At 34.7% G+C, this 16903-nt stretch carries 21 protein-coding genes and 1 riboswitch; of the genes, 6 read left to right on the top strand and 15 right to left on the bottom strand.

Features of this window, described 5'->3' with window-relative positions:
- Positions 1-23: 23 nt before the first annotated feature.
- The 6 genes from QRY57_RS09790 to QRY57_RS09765 all read right to left on the bottom strand — a co-directional run bounded on the left by QRY57_RS09790 (position 24) and on the right by QRY57_RS09765 (position 4637).
- Complete coding sequence (locus QRY57_RS09790) at positions 24-1574, bottom strand: solute symporter family protein (protein ID WP_286017291.1); 1551 nt, start codon at positions 1572-1574, stop codon at positions 24-26.
- Between the two features lie 2 nt (positions 1575-1576).
- A complete protein-coding gene (locus QRY57_RS09785; RefSeq protein WP_026591787.1) occupies positions 1577-1915 on the bottom strand; it encodes a DUF485 domain-containing protein in 339 nt (112 codons plus the stop codon).
- A gap of 196 nt (positions 1916-2111) precedes the next feature.
- A complete protein-coding gene (locus QRY57_RS09780) occupies positions 2112-2741 on the bottom strand; it encodes a sterol desaturase family protein (RefSeq protein WP_286017290.1) in 630 nt (209 codons plus the stop codon).
- An 83-nt stretch (positions 2742-2824) separates the two neighbouring features.
- The gene (locus tag QRY57_RS09775) at positions 2825-3118 is read right to left on the bottom strand and encodes a cytoplasmic protein (protein WP_090692350.1); all 294 of its coding nucleotides are present in this window, start codon (positions 3116-3118) and stop codon (positions 2825-2827) included.
- A 19-nt stretch (positions 3119-3137) separates the two neighbouring features.
- The gene (locus QRY57_RS09770) at positions 3138-3770 is read right to left on the bottom strand and encodes a LysE family transporter (protein WP_026591790.1); all 633 of its coding nucleotides are present in this window, start codon (positions 3768-3770) and stop codon (positions 3138-3140) included.
- A gap of 138 nt (positions 3771-3908) precedes the next feature.
- Positions 3909-4637 (bottom strand): YqcI/YcgG family protein, encoded by a 729-nt coding sequence (locus QRY57_RS09765; protein WP_208016866.1) that lies wholly within the window; start codon positions 4635-4637, stop codon positions 3909-3911.
- A 268-nt stretch (positions 4638-4905) separates the two neighbouring features.
- Here QRY57_RS09765 and cspD point away from each other — a divergent pair, with 268 nt between their 5' ends.
- Positions 4906-5103 (top strand): cold-shock protein CspD, encoded by a 198-nt coding sequence (gene cspD, locus QRY57_RS09760; protein WP_026591792.1) that lies wholly within the window; start codon positions 4906-4908, stop codon positions 5101-5103.
- Between the two features lie 123 nt (positions 5104-5226).
- Positions 5227-5475, top strand: a complete 249-nt coding sequence (locus QRY57_RS09755) for a DUF2564 family protein (RefSeq protein ID WP_026591793.1) — start codon at positions 5227-5229, stop codon at positions 5473-5475.
- A 31-nt stretch (positions 5476-5506) separates the two neighbouring features.
- Here QRY57_RS09755 and QRY57_RS09750 read toward each other — a convergent pair whose 3' ends face one another.
- From QRY57_RS09750 to QRY57_RS09740, 3 genes are all read right to left on the bottom strand, one after another.
- Entirely contained in the window at positions 5507-5683 is a 177-nt protein-coding gene (locus tag QRY57_RS09750; protein ID WP_286017289.1) for a zinc-finger domain-containing protein, read from the bottom strand.
- A 12-nt stretch (positions 5684-5695) separates the two neighbouring features.
- Positions 5696-6355, bottom strand: a complete 660-nt coding sequence (locus QRY57_RS09745) for a ribonuclease H family protein (protein WP_090692364.1) — start codon at positions 6353-6355, stop codon at positions 5696-5698.
- Between the two features lie 477 nt (positions 6356-6832).
- Complete coding sequence (locus tag QRY57_RS09740; protein WP_026591795.1) at positions 6833-7318, bottom strand: QueT transporter family protein; 486 nt, start codon at positions 7316-7318, stop codon at positions 6833-6835.
- 6 nt (positions 7319-7324) lie between these two features.
- Positions 7325-7369, bottom strand: a riboswitch (PreQ1 riboswitch).
- Between the two features lie 131 nt (positions 7370-7500).
- Between QRY57_RS09740 and QRY57_RS09735 the strand changes: the two genes are divergently transcribed.
- From QRY57_RS09735 to QRY57_RS09725, 3 genes are all read left to right on the top strand, one after another.
- Positions 7501-8373, top strand: coding sequence for an aldose 1-epimerase family protein (locus QRY57_RS09735; RefSeq protein WP_286017288.1), 873 nt, complete (start codon positions 7501-7503; stop codon positions 8371-8373).
- 91 nt (positions 8374-8464) lie between these two features.
- Entirely contained in the window at positions 8465-8851 is a 387-nt protein-coding gene (locus QRY57_RS09730; protein WP_090692371.1) for a reverse transcriptase-like protein, read from the top strand.
- Between the two features lie 13 nt (positions 8852-8864).
- Positions 8865-9770, top strand: a complete 906-nt coding sequence (locus QRY57_RS09725; RefSeq protein ID WP_090692374.1) for a DMT family transporter — start codon at positions 8865-8867, stop codon at positions 9768-9770.
- A 2-nt stretch (positions 9771-9772) separates the two neighbouring features.
- On the opposite strand, the gene QRY57_RS09720 is transcribed toward QRY57_RS09725, so the two are convergent.
- The gene (locus tag QRY57_RS09720) at positions 9773-10033 is read right to left on the bottom strand and encodes a DUF6123 family protein (RefSeq protein ID WP_026591799.1); all 261 of its coding nucleotides are present in this window, start codon (positions 10031-10033) and stop codon (positions 9773-9775) included.
- 334 nt (positions 10034-10367) lie between these two features.
- On the opposite strand from QRY57_RS09720, the gene QRY57_RS09715 reads away from it, so the two are divergent.
- Positions 10368-10928 carry an isochorismatase family protein gene (locus QRY57_RS09715; protein ID WP_286017287.1) on the top strand — a complete coding sequence of 187 codons (561 nt, stop codon included), beginning with the start codon at positions 10368-10370 and terminating at the stop codon, positions 10926-10928.
- Between the two features lie 53 nt (positions 10929-10981).
- On the opposite strand, the gene QRY57_RS09710 is transcribed toward QRY57_RS09715, so the two are convergent.
- The 5 genes from QRY57_RS09710 to QRY57_RS09690 all read right to left on the bottom strand — a co-directional run bounded on the left by QRY57_RS09710 (position 10982) and on the right by QRY57_RS09690 (position 16664).
- Positions 10982-11833 (bottom strand): GNAT family N-acetyltransferase, encoded by an 852-nt coding sequence (locus QRY57_RS09710; RefSeq protein ID WP_286017286.1) that lies wholly within the window; start codon positions 11831-11833, stop codon positions 10982-10984.
- Between the two features lie 214 nt (positions 11834-12047).
- Complete coding sequence (locus tag QRY57_RS09705) at positions 12048-14027, bottom strand: acetoacetate--CoA ligase (RefSeq protein ID WP_286017285.1); 1980 nt, start codon at positions 14025-14027, stop codon at positions 12048-12050.
- Between the two features lie 527 nt (positions 14028-14554).
- Complete coding sequence (locus tag QRY57_RS09700; protein ID WP_081811017.1) at positions 14555-14695, bottom strand: FbpB family small basic protein; 141 nt, start codon at positions 14693-14695, stop codon at positions 14555-14557.
- 236 nt (positions 14696-14931) lie between these two features.
- On the bottom strand, positions 14932-15798 hold the full coding sequence (locus QRY57_RS09695) for a 5'-3' exonuclease (RefSeq protein ID WP_286017284.1): 867 nt from the start codon (positions 15796-15798) through the stop codon (positions 14932-14934).
- A 134-nt stretch (positions 15799-15932) separates the two neighbouring features.
- Entirely contained in the window at positions 15933-16664 is a 732-nt protein-coding gene (locus QRY57_RS09690; RefSeq protein ID WP_090692393.1) for a P-type ATPase actuator domain-containing protein, read from the bottom strand.
- Between the last annotated feature and the right edge of the window lie 239 nt (positions 16665-16903).

The following is a 16903-nucleotide window of genomic DNA, read 5'->3' as shown; positions in this document are numbered from 1 at the left end:
AAACTGGAAAGCTCTCTTTCTTCTTAATGCATAGACACATCACTAACCCCATGACCTGTGTTAGATTTGACAAGGATTTCATCAAACTTCGCTGCATCTTCTTTCTTGCTTGAGAAAATTGTTCCTAAGTACGCTGCTAAAAATCCAAGTGGAATAGAAATAATCCCAGGTGTTGTGTAAGGGAATAACGCTTCTCCAACAAAGATTGCTTTTCCAGCCTCAGGACTCCAAACATTTGGGCTCAGTGCCACTAATGCAATAGCTGAAACTAAACCAACAACCATTCCACAAATCGCTCCTGTTGTATTAAAACGCTTCCAATAAATTGTAAACAAAATAACCGGTAAGTTCGCACTTGCAGCAACGGCAAACGCTAACGACACAAGGAATGCAACGTTTAATGTTTGAGCAAATAGCGCTAAAATTATAGATAATACCGCTACCCCAATTGAAGCATAGCGCGCCATTGATACTTGTTCTTTTTCTGTTGCTTTACCTTTACGAATGATCTCATTATAAAAATCATGTGCAAATGCAGAAGCTGCTGTTAATACAAGACCTGCCACAACAGCTAAAATCGTTGCAAATGCAATTGCAGAAACGAAAGCAAATAAGAAATCTCCACCAAGTGCTTTTGCTAATAAAGGTGCTGCCATATTACCAGCTGGGTTTGCTTGAATAATCGCAGCATTCCCTACAAATGCAGCTGCACCAAAGCCTAGGAAAATCGTCATAATATAAAATGCACCGATTAACCATGTTGCATATACAACAGACTGACGTGCTGTTTTAGCATCACGAACAGTGAAAAAACGAACAAGAATATGAGGTAAACCAGCTGTCCCAAGAACAAGACCTAAATTTAAAGAAAGCGTATCTAAACCATCCTTATATTTCACACCTGGATTTAAAAAAGCTTCCTTTAGAGGTGTTGCGGTTTTCATCTGCGCAAACATTTCTGTCACGCTAAAATTAAATTTTGCAAATACGATTACTGAAATAACAAATGTTCCTGCCATTAGTAAAACAGCTTTGACAATTTGTACCCAACTCGTCGCTGTCATACCTCCAAAAATTACATATACCGTCATTAACGTCCCAACGATTAAAACAGATGTCGTATATTCTATTCCTAATAATAATTTAATAAGTGCTCCTGCTCCCACAAGTTGTGCAATCATATAGAAAATTGAAATTGTCATCGTATTTAAAGCTGCAACTCCGCGTACCTTTTTCGCATCAAAACGAGCTGCAATCATATCAGCTAATGTATATTTCCCTAAGTTTCTAAGTGGTTCGGCAACAAGATATAATACAACTAAATAAGCAACAAGAAAGCCTATGCTATAAAAGAACCCATCAAATCCAGTTAATGCAATTGCCCCTGCAATTCCAAGAAAAGAAGCAGCTGACATATAATCCCCCGCAATGGCCAGACCATTTTGCCACCCAGTCAAGCCTCCTCCTGCCGTATAAAACTCATTCGCATTTTTCGTCTTTTTCGATGCATAGTATGTAATGACGAGCGTACCAAGGACGATAATCAAAAATAGTGCAAACGCCGTTGTATTCAAGTTTATCCCCTCCCTTTTTGTATATCTTGAAGAATCTTTTGTGAAGTCTCGTCGAACGATTCTGCTTTTTTGCTATAGATCATACATAACGCCCACGTCATAACAAATTGTGCAAAAGCAAAAACCCAAGCCCATGTCACATCACCAAATACTGGTGTATTTAATACCTTTGAATAAGAAGTTAAAATCGGCAATGCAATAAAAAAGCTTAAAAAGAAAATACTCATCGGAACAATAAATTTCCGCTTCTTTTCTAGCAATAATTGAAATTCTTCTGATTGAACGACTTCTGTATAATTTACCTCCCCTTGTAACTTACGTGCCGAACTATCTCGTTTCATTCGCTCTCTCCCCTCTCCTTCATTCTTTAAATAAAATTCTCCCTCTCCTCTACAAAAATATAAATTTCACAAATATTCAGAAACTTTATATTTATTTTAGACAATCTCTTCTCCTCTGCAAAGATTTTTCGATAGACATTTTTCGGCATATTTTTCTAATTTCTTAATATATTTTTGCAAAATAAAGAAGTAGCGCTCATCGCACTACTTCCTTATTTTTCTCTTTTTCTAAGTTTCGTGCCGTCCTACTTAATTCAACATCTTTTCCATTTTTATACGTACCAAATAAAAAATCATACACTGGATTCGACACACCAAACCAATAATTTTCATTTTTATAATGATGCAAAATATGTGTTTTTTTTAACCATCTACCAAAACGAGTCAACGGACGAATTGGTCTATGTGCTATATAATGTTTCCATTCATAAACAAGTAACATTATAATCATTCCTATTCCAAATGAGAGTGTAATCGTTACATCTTTTGTGATCCCATATAGAATGAACAAATAAATCGCAAACCCTGGCAGACTATACCAAGCTGGTAAAAATAATAATTTTAAATCATCAGGATACACATGATGGTCATAATGTAATCTCTTTAACATTTTCAGTAAAAATGGATTTTTTGGAGGCTTCATATGAAATAAAAATCGATGCGTAACATATTCATTCACTGTATAAAAAATGATACCAGCAAGACATGATATACCCGCTATTCCTGTAAATAATTGCATTTGCAAAATAATGATAAAAAGAATCATTACCCCAAGCATAATGATAATATCATGTTGTAAAAAAAACTCCTTCCATACTCTTTTCATTCATCCTATCCCCTTTCTTCGAAAAAACAGCCGTAACATATCGTTACGACCCTTTCTATCTTATCTATGTTACTCTCTTTATATTATAAATTAGCTCGTTGCTCTATTGTAGAGAAAAAATCATTCGAACCAAATATATTTTGTTTCGGTATAATATTTTCAACTGCAAAGACAGTTACTTCTCCTCTCTGCACTTCTCCAATTATAAGTCCCAACACTTCATGATTTACAGCAAATGTTAATTGCTTTGTTTGAAGTAATCTTTCAACAGTTTGAAGAACAGCCTCATATAAAGGGTTCCTATCCGTTATTTCTTTTCTAATCTTTGGCGCTAATGTAATGATAATTTCTTTTCCATTAACTGTGGTGCGATACATAAAAATCTCCCCTTCGGTCTTATATGAACAACTGTAAGGCTTTATAAGCAAAGTGAATCGAGTACCCGACTAAAATGAAACCAGCTCCCAATGTAATATAACCGAGTGCCTTTGGCTTAAGTAGAGTTCGTCCAAAATGAACAGAAAAAGCGATATTTAAATTCCACAAAATAATACCACCAATGATGCAAAGGCTATATAAAAACGCCTCCTGCTTTGTGACTTTCGTAAGCAGTGAACTAAGCGTACTTCCATATACACCAAACCAAAAGACAAGATTTAATGGATTAGATACCGCAATGAAAAAACCTGCCATATAGGATTGATGAAGTCCTCCTACCTCTTCTTGATTATATTCCATATTTGAATGTAAAATTCCTTGTTTTACACTTTGAAATCCTAAATAAAACAGTAAGAAAAAACCTATACAATACATAAATGCCTGTACATATGTATACATAAATACAGAAGACAATCCAAAGTAAATAAGAAGCATAAATAAAACATCTGCACTCATGCCCCCTATTCCAACAAGCCAGGCGTGCCAAAACCCACGTTCAATCCCTCTTTTTAACATTTCAATATTAATCGGTCCTACTGGTGCAGCCAATGAAATACCTAGTACAATTTGTTGTATAATCGCTCCAAACATAGTTCTATCCTTTCCTACTCCTTTTATATTAGCTAATGAAAACACGACAAAATATAGACTATCTTTTTCAAAAAATATACACCATTAAAATGTCCTTTTTTATCCAAAATATGCAAAAAAGCCGTCCATAGGCGGCTTTCACTTCTCTATTTTATGATGAAATGGACATTTACCTGTAATCGGTTGAATATCGTCTCCAATAAAATATTGCTTCCACTCACGATGCTCTGGGTCACCATAATGACTGATATTCGGATGTTTCGGCAATTGATCCCATTTTTCCACCCGTTCTCTGACCATTTGCCGCGAATAAGCACCTTTGGGCCGATCTCCTTCTAAACCGTCAAATATAATTCGCGGCTGAAATCCTATAATGAGTGAATTTCCTAAATGTCGCGTTTTTCTTTGTTCATAAGCAGGAGCGTTTCCAAAAGCAAACATAGGCTCCCCACCAAATGAAAATTCCCATAAGTAATGATCTGGATTTTCTGGGATTCTTTCAGGCCATGGCTGTTCATCTGCTTCATGTAAATATTGTAGCACTTTCCAAAAGTAAGAACGATAATACTCAAGTGATCGTTCTTCATATTCCGGTTCTACAAATAGAAAAAAACCTCTTCTTACAACAGGTCGTTCGTTCATCAACTCCAAAAAAGAACACATCGTTTGTGGTAAATGATTCCAATCATCATGAGACAAGAATGAGTAGCGAAGTTCATTCTTCTTTAAGGCTGTTAAACCAAAATAACAAGGAAACGATGGATCCAATACAACATTAGAAAAATTTCCAAATTCCTCAGAAACCCATATTGGTATATCCTTCCTCGTTTTCATTCCTTCATTATCCAATAAATAAGACTGATTCATTCTCTCACCTCATTATGTACAGTACTCACTTAAACATATTAGAAAAAGAGCTTGTCCTATACCATAAAAAAACTTGCGTAAAAAATTATTTAAAAATACAAAAACTTAAAACCGCTTACTTGACTAAAATCTACCATTTCATGTATATTAAAACTATCATTTAGCAGAATATTCGATAATATAATTTTTTTATTTTTATGAATTCGCGAATATTTCAAATGAACTTTACTAAATGAAAAAGTAATCGTTTTTTAGGGGGAATTGTAACATGCAAGGAAAAGTAAAATGGTTCAACAATGAAAAAGGCTTTGGATTTATCGAGATTGAAGGCGCTGATGATGTATTCGTACATTTCACAGCTATTCAAGACGAAGGCTACAAATCTTTAGAAGAAGGTCAAGAAGTATCTTTCGACATCGTTGAAGGAAACCGTGGACCTCAAGCTGCTAACGTAGTAAAACTTTAATCCAACATATAAAAGGGGGTTACCTTACTTGGTAACCTCCTTTGTTATTCCTTTGTATATTTCCTTTTTGCAGGGTAAAAACTATGTGAAATGCGACAGAATACAAAGGAGGAATTGATGATAGTGAGCTCACATGTGAATGATTTTGAAGAAGTAAAATTCCGCGTAGAAACAGCGCAAAAAATGGTAGGCTCTGCAACAATTACAATGGATCCCGAGTCATTACAACATGCGACAATTGCAGTCGAATCTGCACGTTCTCAGCTTGAAACAATGAAATCTGTTGCGACAGATTTAGACGAACCTTTTTTAATGAATGAAGAAAAAAAATTAAGTCTATGCGAACATCAATTGAAAGAAGCGAAACATTAAATAAGCATCCAGAGATACCTCTGGATGCTTTTTACGATAATTGATCTCCATATGCTTTTAACTTTTCTCCGACAGTACACTGCCGAATACAAAAAGAATGGGCATAGTATTTACTATGTGACTTTCGATAGTGTTCCTGTAAAAAACATCCTTCACAGTATGTTTCTAACAAATCATTTACTTCTGTAATGAGCTGCTTCTTATTCACCCCTGCACCTCTCTATTCCAATATTTCTTTATGGCTATCGATTGCTGTTCCTTCTAATGCTTGCGTGGCCAATTGATGTGCTTCTTTATTCTGTTTCCTTGACACTGGTTCACAGACAAGCTTTAATTTCATCTTCTTTGCTTTTTGTTCAATCTGATCTAAGTAATGATTCAAATGTTCATCGTAGCACGGCCATTCTCCAGCTAGTTGCTGAAGTACGACTTGAGAATCACCATGTAGTGTAACCGGTTCATATTTGATTCCTAATTCCTCTAGTACATTCATTCCATATAATAACGCTGCATATTCCGCTTCATTATTATCATATATGCCGTCTATATATGCATTTCGACGAACTCGATACACCTTCTGACCTTTTTTATAATAAATACAAATACCAATTCCAGCCTCTTTCGTTTGCAGATCATATCCCCCATCAAAGTAAATACGAATATCTTGTGGCTCCTCTTCTATTTGTTTACCGAGCTTATTCATCTCTTTAAGCGTCCATTCCGCTCCCATTTCATCATAAAACAATAGTTGCTTTACTCTTCCAGTTTTCTCAAAATCAGTTGCAAATTGAAGTGCCTCTTCTATGTTCATATAATCTGTTATTAATTCTGTTTGAAGATTCGATTTTGTTTTATACACCCAACATATTTTATATTTCATGTTAATTTCCCCTTATATAAGAATTCGTATTTTTATTTTATTATATTTTACCAAGAGTCACTGTATTGTATGCGAATGAATCAATTCATATTGTGAATAGCCCCCTTAACTAAAATTAAATTAGATTACTACCTTAAATTTAAGCTGGAACATTCTTACTCTCCACCCATAAATTTTTAAATAGGATGCTCCTTTATATAGTGAAACTTTAATGAGCCTCGATCAAAAAATGAATATTTAGTTATTTTATAATAAGAAAAAATACTTAATAATATCACAATCGTTAAAGTTCCTAATCCAACAAATGCTATCTTTTTCTGAATCTCATTTACTTTACTGGTAATTTTCACCTTCACCCTTGTTAACTCTTACTACCCGTAAATTAATTTTAGTGTAATGAATCAAAAGTACTTATTTATATATAAATAAAGAGGCTACCCAATCATTCCGATTTGGTTCAGCCTCTTTGTTTATTCTTTACATCACTTTTTCAAATTGTACTCGTTTATTAATCCAATACATAACAGGCATACCAATAGCCATTACCACAAATTCACCCGCTGCACATGTAAGCCATGTAAATAAAAATGGCAGTTCAAATGCAAGGTGAAGTTCTATCGCTATCATAAACATTGTAACTGTAAAGATAACTGTATTAAAAATCATACGAGCCCAAACACCCTTAATAAAACGCATAGAAATAATCGTAGCGAGAAGTGCAAGAATGGATTGTCCTACTCCAAATACTAAATCATACCCAATCATAGGTGAGAAAAAGAGATTTGTTAAAAATACACCTAAGACAATTCCATAAATTGATTTCTTATTAAATACCACGAGATGATTAAACATTTCCGAAATACGAAATTGTACATTCGTAAAGCCAAATGGCTGAATAAGTGCAGAAACAGCAATATATAACGCTGCTAAAATACCATTACCAACTATAGTTTTTATTTTCATGACAAAATCTCCTTAGTTTTTTTACGTGGGATGGTCCCGAACCACGTGATTCGTTTTTAAACAGCAAATTTACATTGTACGCAATAGTCAACCATTCGTCAATAGATTCCTATCATTTACTATCCTTTCCCTTATAGACCGCGTATAATAAAGTATATGAAAGGTTTAGGAGGTTTCACTTCATGACAGCAATAATTCAAAATGAAAAAGTGATCGTTTCCATCTCTGAAAAAGGTGCTGAACTAGAGAGCGTTCGCTTAAAAGAAGACAATACAGAATATTTATGGCAAGGAGATCCTAAATATTGGGGGCGCCGTGCACCAATTTTATTCCCAATTGTCGGTAGATTAGTGGACAATGCATATTATGTAGATGGTAAGCCTTATTCATTAACACAACACGGGTTCGCTCGCGACCTTATATTCTCGGTAAAAGAGCAAAGTGAAACAAAAATTACTTATGTAGTTACTAATAATCAAGAAACTTTACAAAAATATCCGTATGAATTTGAGTTGTATGTTTCTTATGAACTAGACGAGCAAAATATACATGTTACTTATGAAGTGATTAACCCTACTTCAAAAGAAATGTTATTTTCTATCGGAGCACATCCAGGGTTCAATTGTCCTTTAATAGAAGGTGAATCATTTACAGACTACCATTTATCATTTAATGGCCCTGAACATTTAGAAACAAGCGTTTTAAAAGGACCATTTCTATCAAAAGAAAAACAATTGGTTGTTGAAAATAAGACAGAATTACCACTTACATACGATTTATTCAAAAATGACGCCCTTATTTTTGAAAATATGAATACAAATGAAATTTCTATTCGCTCTCATAAACATAATAAATTTGTCAAAGTAGCATTTGAAGGTTTCCCATTCGTTGGTGTTTGGACATCAGGTACTGACGCTCCTTTCTTATGTATCGAACCTTGGTATGGGATTGCTGACGAAGTAGAACCAGCAAAAGATTTCAAAGAGAAAAAAGGCGTACAACCCTTACAAGCAAATGAAACATTTACATGCCGCTACAGCATTACAATTGGATAAAGTGCCTTTTTTCATATTCTATCCCTCATCTTTACAATTAGGTGAGGGATTACTATCAACGAATGCTATATAATAATGGAGGTATTCAATTTTGATTGAAGTATATATTGATGGTGCATCAAAAGGAAATCCCGGTCCTTCTGGTGCTGGAGTTTTTATTAAAGGTGTTCAGCCACCTGTGCAACTATCACTACCACTTGGAACCATGTCCAACCATGAAGCTGAGTACCATGCATTACTCGCTGCATTAAAATATTGCACAGAACATAATTATAACATTGTCTCTTTTCGTACAGATTCACAGCTTGTTGAGCGTGCTGTGGAAAAAGAGTATGCAAAGAACAAAATATACGCACCACTTTTAGAAGAAGCACTACAGTACATAAATAAATTTGATCTTTTCTTTATAAAGTGGATTCCTAGTAGTCAAAACAAAGTTGCCGATGAATTAGCAAGAAAAGCCATTTTAAAAAATTAATGGAGGTTTTAATGTGAAAAAAGGTTGGATTGCTCCTCTCGCTTTATTATTTGTCTCCTTTATTTGGGGGGCCACGTTTGTTGTCGTTCAAAATGCAATGTCATTTGTTGGACCATTTACTTTTAATGGTGTTCGCTTTTTACTTGCTGGAATCATTTTATTATTTGTCCAATTTATATTCTCGAAACAAACTTCAAAACAAGAAATTCAGTATAGTAGCATTGCTGGTTTAATTGTCGGATTTTTCTTATTTGTCGGTTATTTATTGCAAACATTTGGATTACTCTATACTACTTCTTCTAAAGCTGGATTTTTAACTGGACTCAGTATTGTTATGGTTCCCATTCTTTCGTTTGTTTTTTTAAAACAAAAAGCTACACCTTTTATCATACTTGGCATTATTACTGCAACAGCGGGTCTATATTTACTAACCGCTGGTGATTCTTTTCAATTAAATATTGGTGATATACTCGTTCTCGGCTGTGCAATTGCCTTTGCAGCGCATATTCTCATCAACGGGGTCTTTTCTAAAAAGATATCCCCTTTATTATTGAGCACATCCCAAGTATTGTCTGTTGGAATTTTTTCTTCCATTTGTGCTTTTTTATTCGAGGACTGGGAAAAGTTATTTTCAATCTCTTTATGGACGAATTCCGCTTTTTTATTTGCTCTACTTGCAACATCCCTATTCGCAACATCCATCGCTTTTTTTATTCAAACAGCTGCGCAAAAACATACTTCTCCAACGAGAGTTGCCATTATTTTCGCAATGGAACCTGTCTTTGCTGCCTTAACAGGTGTTCTTGTCGCAAACGAACAGCTTTCTATTCCCGCAGTACTTGGTTGTCTCTGTATTTTCTTAGGTATGATCTTCGTTGAACTTCCTTCAAAAGCAAAAAAAGAAGCGCAGGCTGCGTGATGTTATGCTTGTAACGTCCGCATAAAAGCCTTTGCGCTTTTTTTATCAGTAATTTTCTCTTCCCTCAAACGCTCTAATAAAGCGATAAAATAACTGCCATCAAATTGCAATTGATGTTTAATTGTTGCCTCAATTGCTGCATTCACAAGCCCATCAGATGCACCCGTATACCCTTGACCAAACATAATAAACCCTTGTGCATCCTCTGATAATTTAAATCCTTTTGTATGTAAAAATGAAAGATAATCTTGTACTGTTTGCATGCTGTTCCCACCTACCAAAAAATTCTCCACTTCCTATCATACAGGTTTTCAGGCTTCTTGAGAATAGATAAAAACAACATTAGATGATTCGCTAATTTTCACTTTCTTTCCCTCACCTTGGTTATATTGTAAGGTGTTACATGATGTGAAGATAAAGAAAATGAAATAATCCCCTATATAAAAAGGATTCATCTACCGCATCAAGAAATAAATAAAGTGTAACTTTATTTGGCGGGAATTTTCTTCATTCCGCACCTGTCTCTCTTGATATATTCTGAACATTGAGACCAAAAGATCATTACTCACAAATAACGAGATAAAAAGGAGAAATGTAATGAAACAAGCTCTATTAATTATTGATTCTCAACAAGAACTGATTGATGGTAACGAACAAGAATCTGCAGTATTTCATAAAGATCAATTATTAACGAACATAAATATAGCCATTCAAAAAGCAATTCAATCCAATGCTTTTATTATTTTCGTCAGAGATACTGATGTTGCTTCGGGTGTGGGGAAAGGCTTTCAAATACATGAGGAAATTAAAGTACCTCATGCAGCACAAATCATAGACAAACAAGCAACCAATTCATTTTATAACACCTCTTTACATACGATTTTAAGAGAAAAAGAAATTGGCCATCTTGTTATCGGTGGTTGCAAAACCGAACATTGTATTGATACCGCCGTTAGAACAGCAACTGTACAGGGATTTGACGTCACTTTAATCAAAAACGGTCATTCCACAAATGATTCTACGATTTTATCAGCCAAGCAAATTATTGACCATCATAATAAAACACTACATGGTCATTATAATGTGGATCATTTTTCTGTTGTGAGAGATGTCGAGGAAGATTTATTTTCTCCTATTCATGATCAATACCGTGAGTAGAAAAAATCGCATTTATAAATAAAAAAGATTCCTTTTTTAAAAGGAATCTTTTTTCAACCGAATATCTGCGCAGCAATGCCATATAATCCACCATTTCGTTCCAAAAATTGAGTGCTGTTTTTCATCATAACTGGTGGTTGATTTACCTTTTGAAATCCAGCTGTCTCGAGCACTTTCATAAAAAGTTCTTTTCCTTCTGGTACATCAATTCTAAGTCTTCCCTTATAGTCTTTTGCCAAATGATGAACAATTGTAGTTGCGATATTATCACTCGGCGCAACAATCGGTCCTATAATTCTATTTTCTGGAGTTTGCACGCTCATTCCATATCCTACAATATTATTTTCTTTGTCTTTTACAACCACACATTGTTCAGATTGTTCAATTCTTCTCTGTATAAAATTGCGTCTATTTACCCCGAGCGCAGCTTCATCTAACTTCACAATTCCATTACTATCTCCCTTATCATACTCTATAAAAATATGTTTCTCATTTCTATCGTAGCCTCTAGGAAATACATATTGATTGCATATATATTTCGAAACATGACTAACCGCTTGGAAACCTATTTTTTCATATAAAGGTTTTCCCTCTTCTGTAGCAATAAGCATAATCGATGTCTTTTCTGAAACATTTCTTATACAAGCCTCTGTTATTCTTCTGCCAATCCCTTTTCCTTTATACTGCGGATGTACAATGACCATGCCAATAGAAGCTAACTTCTCTCCATATAAGATAATAGCTGCACTGGCAATACATTCACCTTTCATATTCTTCCCACCATATACAATTCCTGATTGGAAAATTGTTTTGATTTCTTCTAAACTATAATCCCATCCAACTAATTCGGATAAATGTATAAGATGCGGGATATCTTTTTCCTCAATTCTCTCTATTGTAATCACTATCTACCCTCCTACTATATTCCATAAAGATTGCTCGCTTAATAAAGGAAAACTTTAATCAGTGGGGATTTTCTTCATCCCCCACTGATTATTAGTTGAACCAATCGGGCTTTTACAGGAAGTTGATCCCCCACCTACCTTCCTTGTTTCTCTCTGAATCTTGAGATGGGGGTCTTACTGCCCGTTAATGCGGGATAAATAGGAAAGAGCTCTATTATTCTTGCTTATTAATAATTTGTGCTAAATCCATAAAAAAGCTTAATGATTCAGGGTTGGCCATGGAACCTTGATTGACTACCTTTTCTGCCGGAAACCCTAATAAAATTTTTCGAATTGGAACTTCTAATTTCTTTCCACTCAATGTTTTCGGAATTTGCTCTACTACGTAAATTTCGTCAGGTACAAAACGTGGTGAAACTTTTTGTTTTATTTCGGCTTTTATCGCTTCTTTTAGATTATCACTCATATTTACTTCAGGTTTTAACACGACGAAAAGTGGCATAAATGATTGACGTCCAAGGAGCTCTAAATCCACTACTAGACTCTCCATAATAGCATCTAGCGACTCAACTATACGATAAATTTCGCTCGTCCCTAGACGTACACCTAGCCGATTGATCGTAGAGTCTGATCGTCCGAAAATAACACAGCTTCCTTTATCATCAAATTTAATCCAATCACCATGTCGCCAAATCCCTGGATACATCTCAAAATAACTTTCAAAATAACGTTTATTCTTGTCATCTCCCCAGAAATAAACGGGCATCGATGGCATTGGTGCCATTATAACCAATTCCCCAACTTCATTAATAACTGAATTTCCCTCATCATCAAATGATTGTACGTGGGCTCCTAAAGAACGTGCTTGTATTTCTCCAGCGTAAACAGGCAATATAGGCGAACCACCAACAAATGCCGTACATACATCGGTCCCTCCACTAGTTGAAACAAGCCACACATCTCTTTTCACATTCTCATATATCCACAAGAATCCTTCTACCGATAAAGGTGAACCAGTTGAACAAATAGCCTTTAACCTAGAGAAACGATGTCTTTCTTTTGGCTTAACCCCGAATTTCATACATGCACTTAGGAAACCAGCACTTGTACCAAAGAAAGTAACACCAACTTCTTCTGCAAAATCCCATAATATATGTATACTCGGATAAGATGGACTGCCATCATATAAAACAATTGTACCTCCAGTTAACAGTCCCCCCACTAAAAGATTCCACATCATCCATCCTGTCGTTGTAAACCAAAAGAACACATCATCTTGATTCACACCTTGTTCAACTAATAATGTTTTAAGCTGTTCTAATAGTATTCCACCTTGACTTTGTACAATCGGTTTTGGCAACCCTGTTGTTCCAGAAGAAAATAAAATCCAAAGAGGATGTTCAAATGGAACCTTTTCGAAAACAAGCTCACAATCTCCTCGCAATAGATCCTTCCAATACATTGTACGATTATTCAATTCAGAGTCATTACTGCTAACATAAGGGATTAAAACAGTCTGTTTTAAAGTAGGTAGACTCGATTGAATCTCCGAGACATTTGTTATTCTATTCTGAATTTTACCATTATAAGAATATCCGTCAACCGCAAATAAAATTGTCGGTTCAATTTGTTTAAATCGATCAATAACAGTATTTGTCCCGAAATCAGGAGAACAGCTGGACCAAATGGCTCCAATACTGGCACATGCTAAAAAAGCAATTACTGTTTCAGGAATGTTAGGCATATAAGCAACTACACGATCTCCTTGTTTAACCCCTAATTCCTTTAGAGAATTTGCCACCATCGCTGTCTTTTTCTGAAGTTCTTTCCAGCTTATTTCTGTTCTCCGAGTGGTTTCTGATTGAAAAATTACTGCTGGCTTATTTCCTCTTACATTTCGAAAAACATGTTCCGCATAATTTAAAGTAGCACCTGTGAACCATTTTGCCCCGGGCATCTTTCTTGATTCCAAAACTTGATTATATGGTGTGCTAGATTTGACTTGGCAATAATTCCAAATATTTTCCCAGAACATTTCAAGTTCTTCAACAGACCATTTCCATAATTCACTCTGATTGCCAAAAGATAAATCCTTCTCTTGTTTAAGCCATTTCATAAAGAGACTGATACCTGATTTTTCTATTTGTTGTTGTGATGGCTTCCATAATAGGTCCCCTTCAGTAACCATTTTCATTGTTATTCATTCCCCCTTAGCTAACAATTTTTTAGACGTAAATAATAACTATATACAGTATTTGCTCTTTAAAAACCTTTTTTTCAAAGGAGGAAGTTCGTACTTTAATAAAAAAAGCTCACCTATAAAAGGAGAACCTTTTTACTACTAGCTTAATAAACTTATGTCTAAAGAAACCTGAATTTGTAATTACCTTCTGCTTTCATTCTTTCAAACTCTTCTTTATGCTCTACATACAAATGGACTTTTTCTACATCTCTCACTTTACAACCAACGCCCCTGATTGGAACATAACAGCAGAACCATAACTCTCTCGAAACCATTTCTGTTGTCTTAGTAACTTGAATTTTTTATTTATTATTCTTTTCTTTTTTGTTGATACTCAAAGAATGAGGTTACTCTCCCTCCTATTCAGTTACCCAAACTTTCTCCTTCTTTCTATACTTACAACCCTGCTCTTAAGTATGATCAATATATAAAACCCCTTCTCATAAAGAAAGGGGTTTTACATAATTTTATTATCTTATTCAGTTACTTGATACACGATACGATACATGCCTCTTTTCAATCTTTTCCTCTATTTCTCTTAAATTCTCTTTATCACTTAATAATAATTGTTTATTCTCTATCAATAATTGTTTAAAGGATTTTCTTATTTTCTTTCGCATAATTTTTTCCTCCTTCACTATTACAAATAACTTATCAAAGGATTATTTATATAAAAGATAAGTGATTATCTGTATAGTTTTATAATAAAAGATTCATGTGAAATCTGTTTGAATTCCAGATGAAAACTAAGTATTTTTTCTGACAACTCCATCAATTGAAAGAAGTTACATAAAAAATAACGTCTAATCAACATATACTTGATTAGACGTTATTTATAGTATAAAGCATTTCTTTTTTATAACATATTTATAAACATTTCGGGTCTTCCCCAGTTCATTTCTCCACAAACAAAACGTACTTTCTCTTCATCAATTGTATGCAAACCTTCCTCTAACAAACAGGAAATTGGAACTTCACAATGAATTCTTGCCAATTGTAATGATATATTTAAGTTTTCCAAATCATTTTCAATTTTTGTACGCTGTGCTTTCGTCAATGACGCTATATTTTCTAGTACTGCCGCTACTGTACCATGTTCTTGAATCAATTTATACGCTGTCTTCTCACCAATTCCTTTTACACCTGGGTAGTTATCACTCGTGTCTCCCATAAATGCTTTCGCATGAACGATTTGCCAAGGCTCTACGCCTTTTTCTTCCATAATCTTCTCTGGCGTATAATATTCATAGTTTCCGATTCCTTTACGAAGAAGCATTACGGTAACATTTGTATCAACAAGCTGTAATAAATCTGTATCACCTGTTAAAATATATACTTCCGCCTCACTAGCGTATTCTTTTGCTAACGTACCAATACAGTCATCAGCTTCATAGCCCTTCATTCCAATTACAGGAATAGATAACTGTGAAGTCATCTCTTGTACTAAATCAAATTGCGGAATCAATTCTTCTGGTGGCGCTGCACGGTTTGCTTTATAATTTGAGAACGATTCCGTTCGGAATGTCGTACTTCCCATATCCCAGCACGTTACAATATGCGTCGGTTCAATTGCTTGGGTTGCTGTTAATAAATGTTTCATATAACCATGAATCCCATTTGTTGGGATACCGTCTTTTCTCTTCATAAATTGTCCATAAACACTTGTTGCGTAAAAAGCACGAAATAATAGTGCCATACCGTCAACTAACAATACTTTTTTCATAATTCCTCTCCTACTAACAAAAAATAATAACCTCACGTTATCTCGTAAGGTTATATAAATAGATTACCATTCTACGTTTTTGTTCAACTTTATCCATTATACAATGTTTTCATTTATTTAGCACCATTAACAGCTCAAGATGTTTGACTACAGCATGTGTGGAGCAATCCAGAATACGTATTTTTACCTGTTGAAACGACTACAGCCTTCGCAGTTCCATTCACGATATGCGTGCCTTTAAAACATACATTTTCAAGTTGAATTGGATTGTAGTCTTTCATTCGTTTTAATGGAATAAAACGTTTGCGTTCAAGATGATAACAGCTTTCAAATTTCTCTACATTTGCTTCTTTTCCTGTTAACACCGATTCATTTACTAACAAATCTTCTGCATATATAATACGTACATCAGCTGGAACTATATCACCTGCTGACAGAAAAACCATGTCCCCTGGAACTAGCTCTTCAACTGGAAGTTTCATTATTTTTGATTCACTATTCTGACCTACAGATGTATATCCTTCTACCCTAGAAACAGTAACTGTTACAATCTCGCACTGATTGTAATTATGAACACGTTGCTTTGCAAAACCAGGAATCATTTCGCTTAATTTCATCATTACATCAGAAAAAATTGCTCGTTTTGAAGATAATTCATTTTTCCCGTACACATGAATACGCTTCTGTGCTTCTTTCATTGAAAGACCATCTCTTGTTGTTTTAAAATAAGCAAATACAGATTTGACATCTCTAGTTGCAATTTCAATTAACAAATCTTTATTTTGTTTTAATAGAGATTGTTCTTTCAACATTTTTTTGCTTTGTTTATGTGACATGTTACCCACAATTTTATTTACATATAACATATTACCGTCTCCTCCTTTACAACATAGGAAGAAACGCTTTGTTTCTCAATTTATCTCACTTTAACCACTCATATTTCTCTATAGCTTGTTAAAGTGTGCCACGTTCAGCTCATCCTTATTTCAGCTCATAACTAGCTGAACGTTATCTTATGATAAATATAGAGGGAGGAACAAGTCGTTTCCTGCCTACATCATATATTTTTGTTTCGAAGTATATGGGTAACGGAACCGAGTCAGAA

It is taken from the genome of Bacillus arachidis (assembly GCF_030285945.1).
Taxonomy (GTDB): Bacteria; Bacillota; Bacilli; order Bacillales; family Bacillaceae_G; genus Bacillus_A; species Bacillus_A arachidis.
This window is presented reverse-complemented; position numbering and strand designations above follow the sequence as displayed.

Excerpts from the sequence above, each read along its gene's own strand:
- QRY57_RS09785 (WP_026591787.1), bottom strand. The coding sequence starts at position 1,915 with ATGAAACGAGATAGTTCGGCACGTAAGTTACAAGGGGAGGTAAATTAT.
- QRY57_RS09780 (WP_286017290.1), bottom strand. The coding sequence starts at position 2,741 with ATGAAAAGAGTATGGAAGGAGTTTTTTTTACAACATGATATTATCATT.
- QRY57_RS09775 (WP_090692350.1), bottom strand. The coding sequence starts at position 3,118 with ATGTATCGCACCACAGTTAATGGAAAAGAAATTATCATTACATTAGCG.
- QRY57_RS09770 (WP_026591790.1), bottom strand. The coding sequence starts at position 3,770 with ATGTTTGGAGCGATTATACAACAAATTGTACTAGGTATTTCATTGGCT.
- QRY57_RS09765 (WP_208016866.1), bottom strand. The coding sequence starts at position 4,637 with ATGAATCAGTCTTATTTATTGGATAATGAAGGAATGAAAACGAGGAAG.
- cspD (WP_026591792.1), top strand. The coding sequence starts at position 4,906 with ATGCAAGGAAAAGTAAAATGGTTCAACAATGAAAAAGGCTTTGGATTT.
- QRY57_RS09745 (WP_090692364.1), bottom strand. The coding sequence starts at position 6,355 with ATGAAATATAAAATATGTTGGGTGTATAAAACAAAATCGAATCTTCAA.
- QRY57_RS09740 (WP_026591795.1), bottom strand. The coding sequence starts at position 7,318 with ATGAAAATAAAAACTATAGTTGGTAATGGTATTTTAGCAGCGTTATAT.
- QRY57_RS09735 (WP_286017288.1), top strand. The coding sequence starts at position 7,501 with ATGACAGCAATAATTCAAAATGAAAAAGTGATCGTTTCCATCTCTGAA.
- QRY57_RS09720 (WP_026591799.1), bottom strand. The coding sequence starts at position 10,033 with ATGCAAACAGTACAAGATTATCTTTCATTTTTACATACAAAAGGATTT.
- QRY57_RS09715 (WP_286017287.1), top strand. The coding sequence starts at position 10,368 with ATGAAACAAGCTCTATTAATTATTGATTCTCAACAAGAACTGATTGAT.
- QRY57_RS09705 (WP_286017285.1), bottom strand. The coding sequence starts at position 14,027 with ATGAAAATGGTTACTGAAGGGGACCTATTATGGAAGCCATCACAACAA.
- QRY57_RS09700 (WP_081811017.1), bottom strand. The coding sequence starts at position 14,695 with ATGCGAAAGAAAATAAGAAAATCCTTTAAACAATTATTGATAGAGAAT.
- QRY57_RS09695 (WP_286017284.1), bottom strand. The coding sequence starts at position 15,798 with ATGAAAAAAGTATTGTTAGTTGACGGTATGGCACTATTATTTCGTGCT.
- QRY57_RS09690 (WP_090692393.1), bottom strand. The coding sequence starts at position 16,664 with ATGTTATATGTAAATAAAATTGTGGGTAACATGTCACATAAACAAAGC.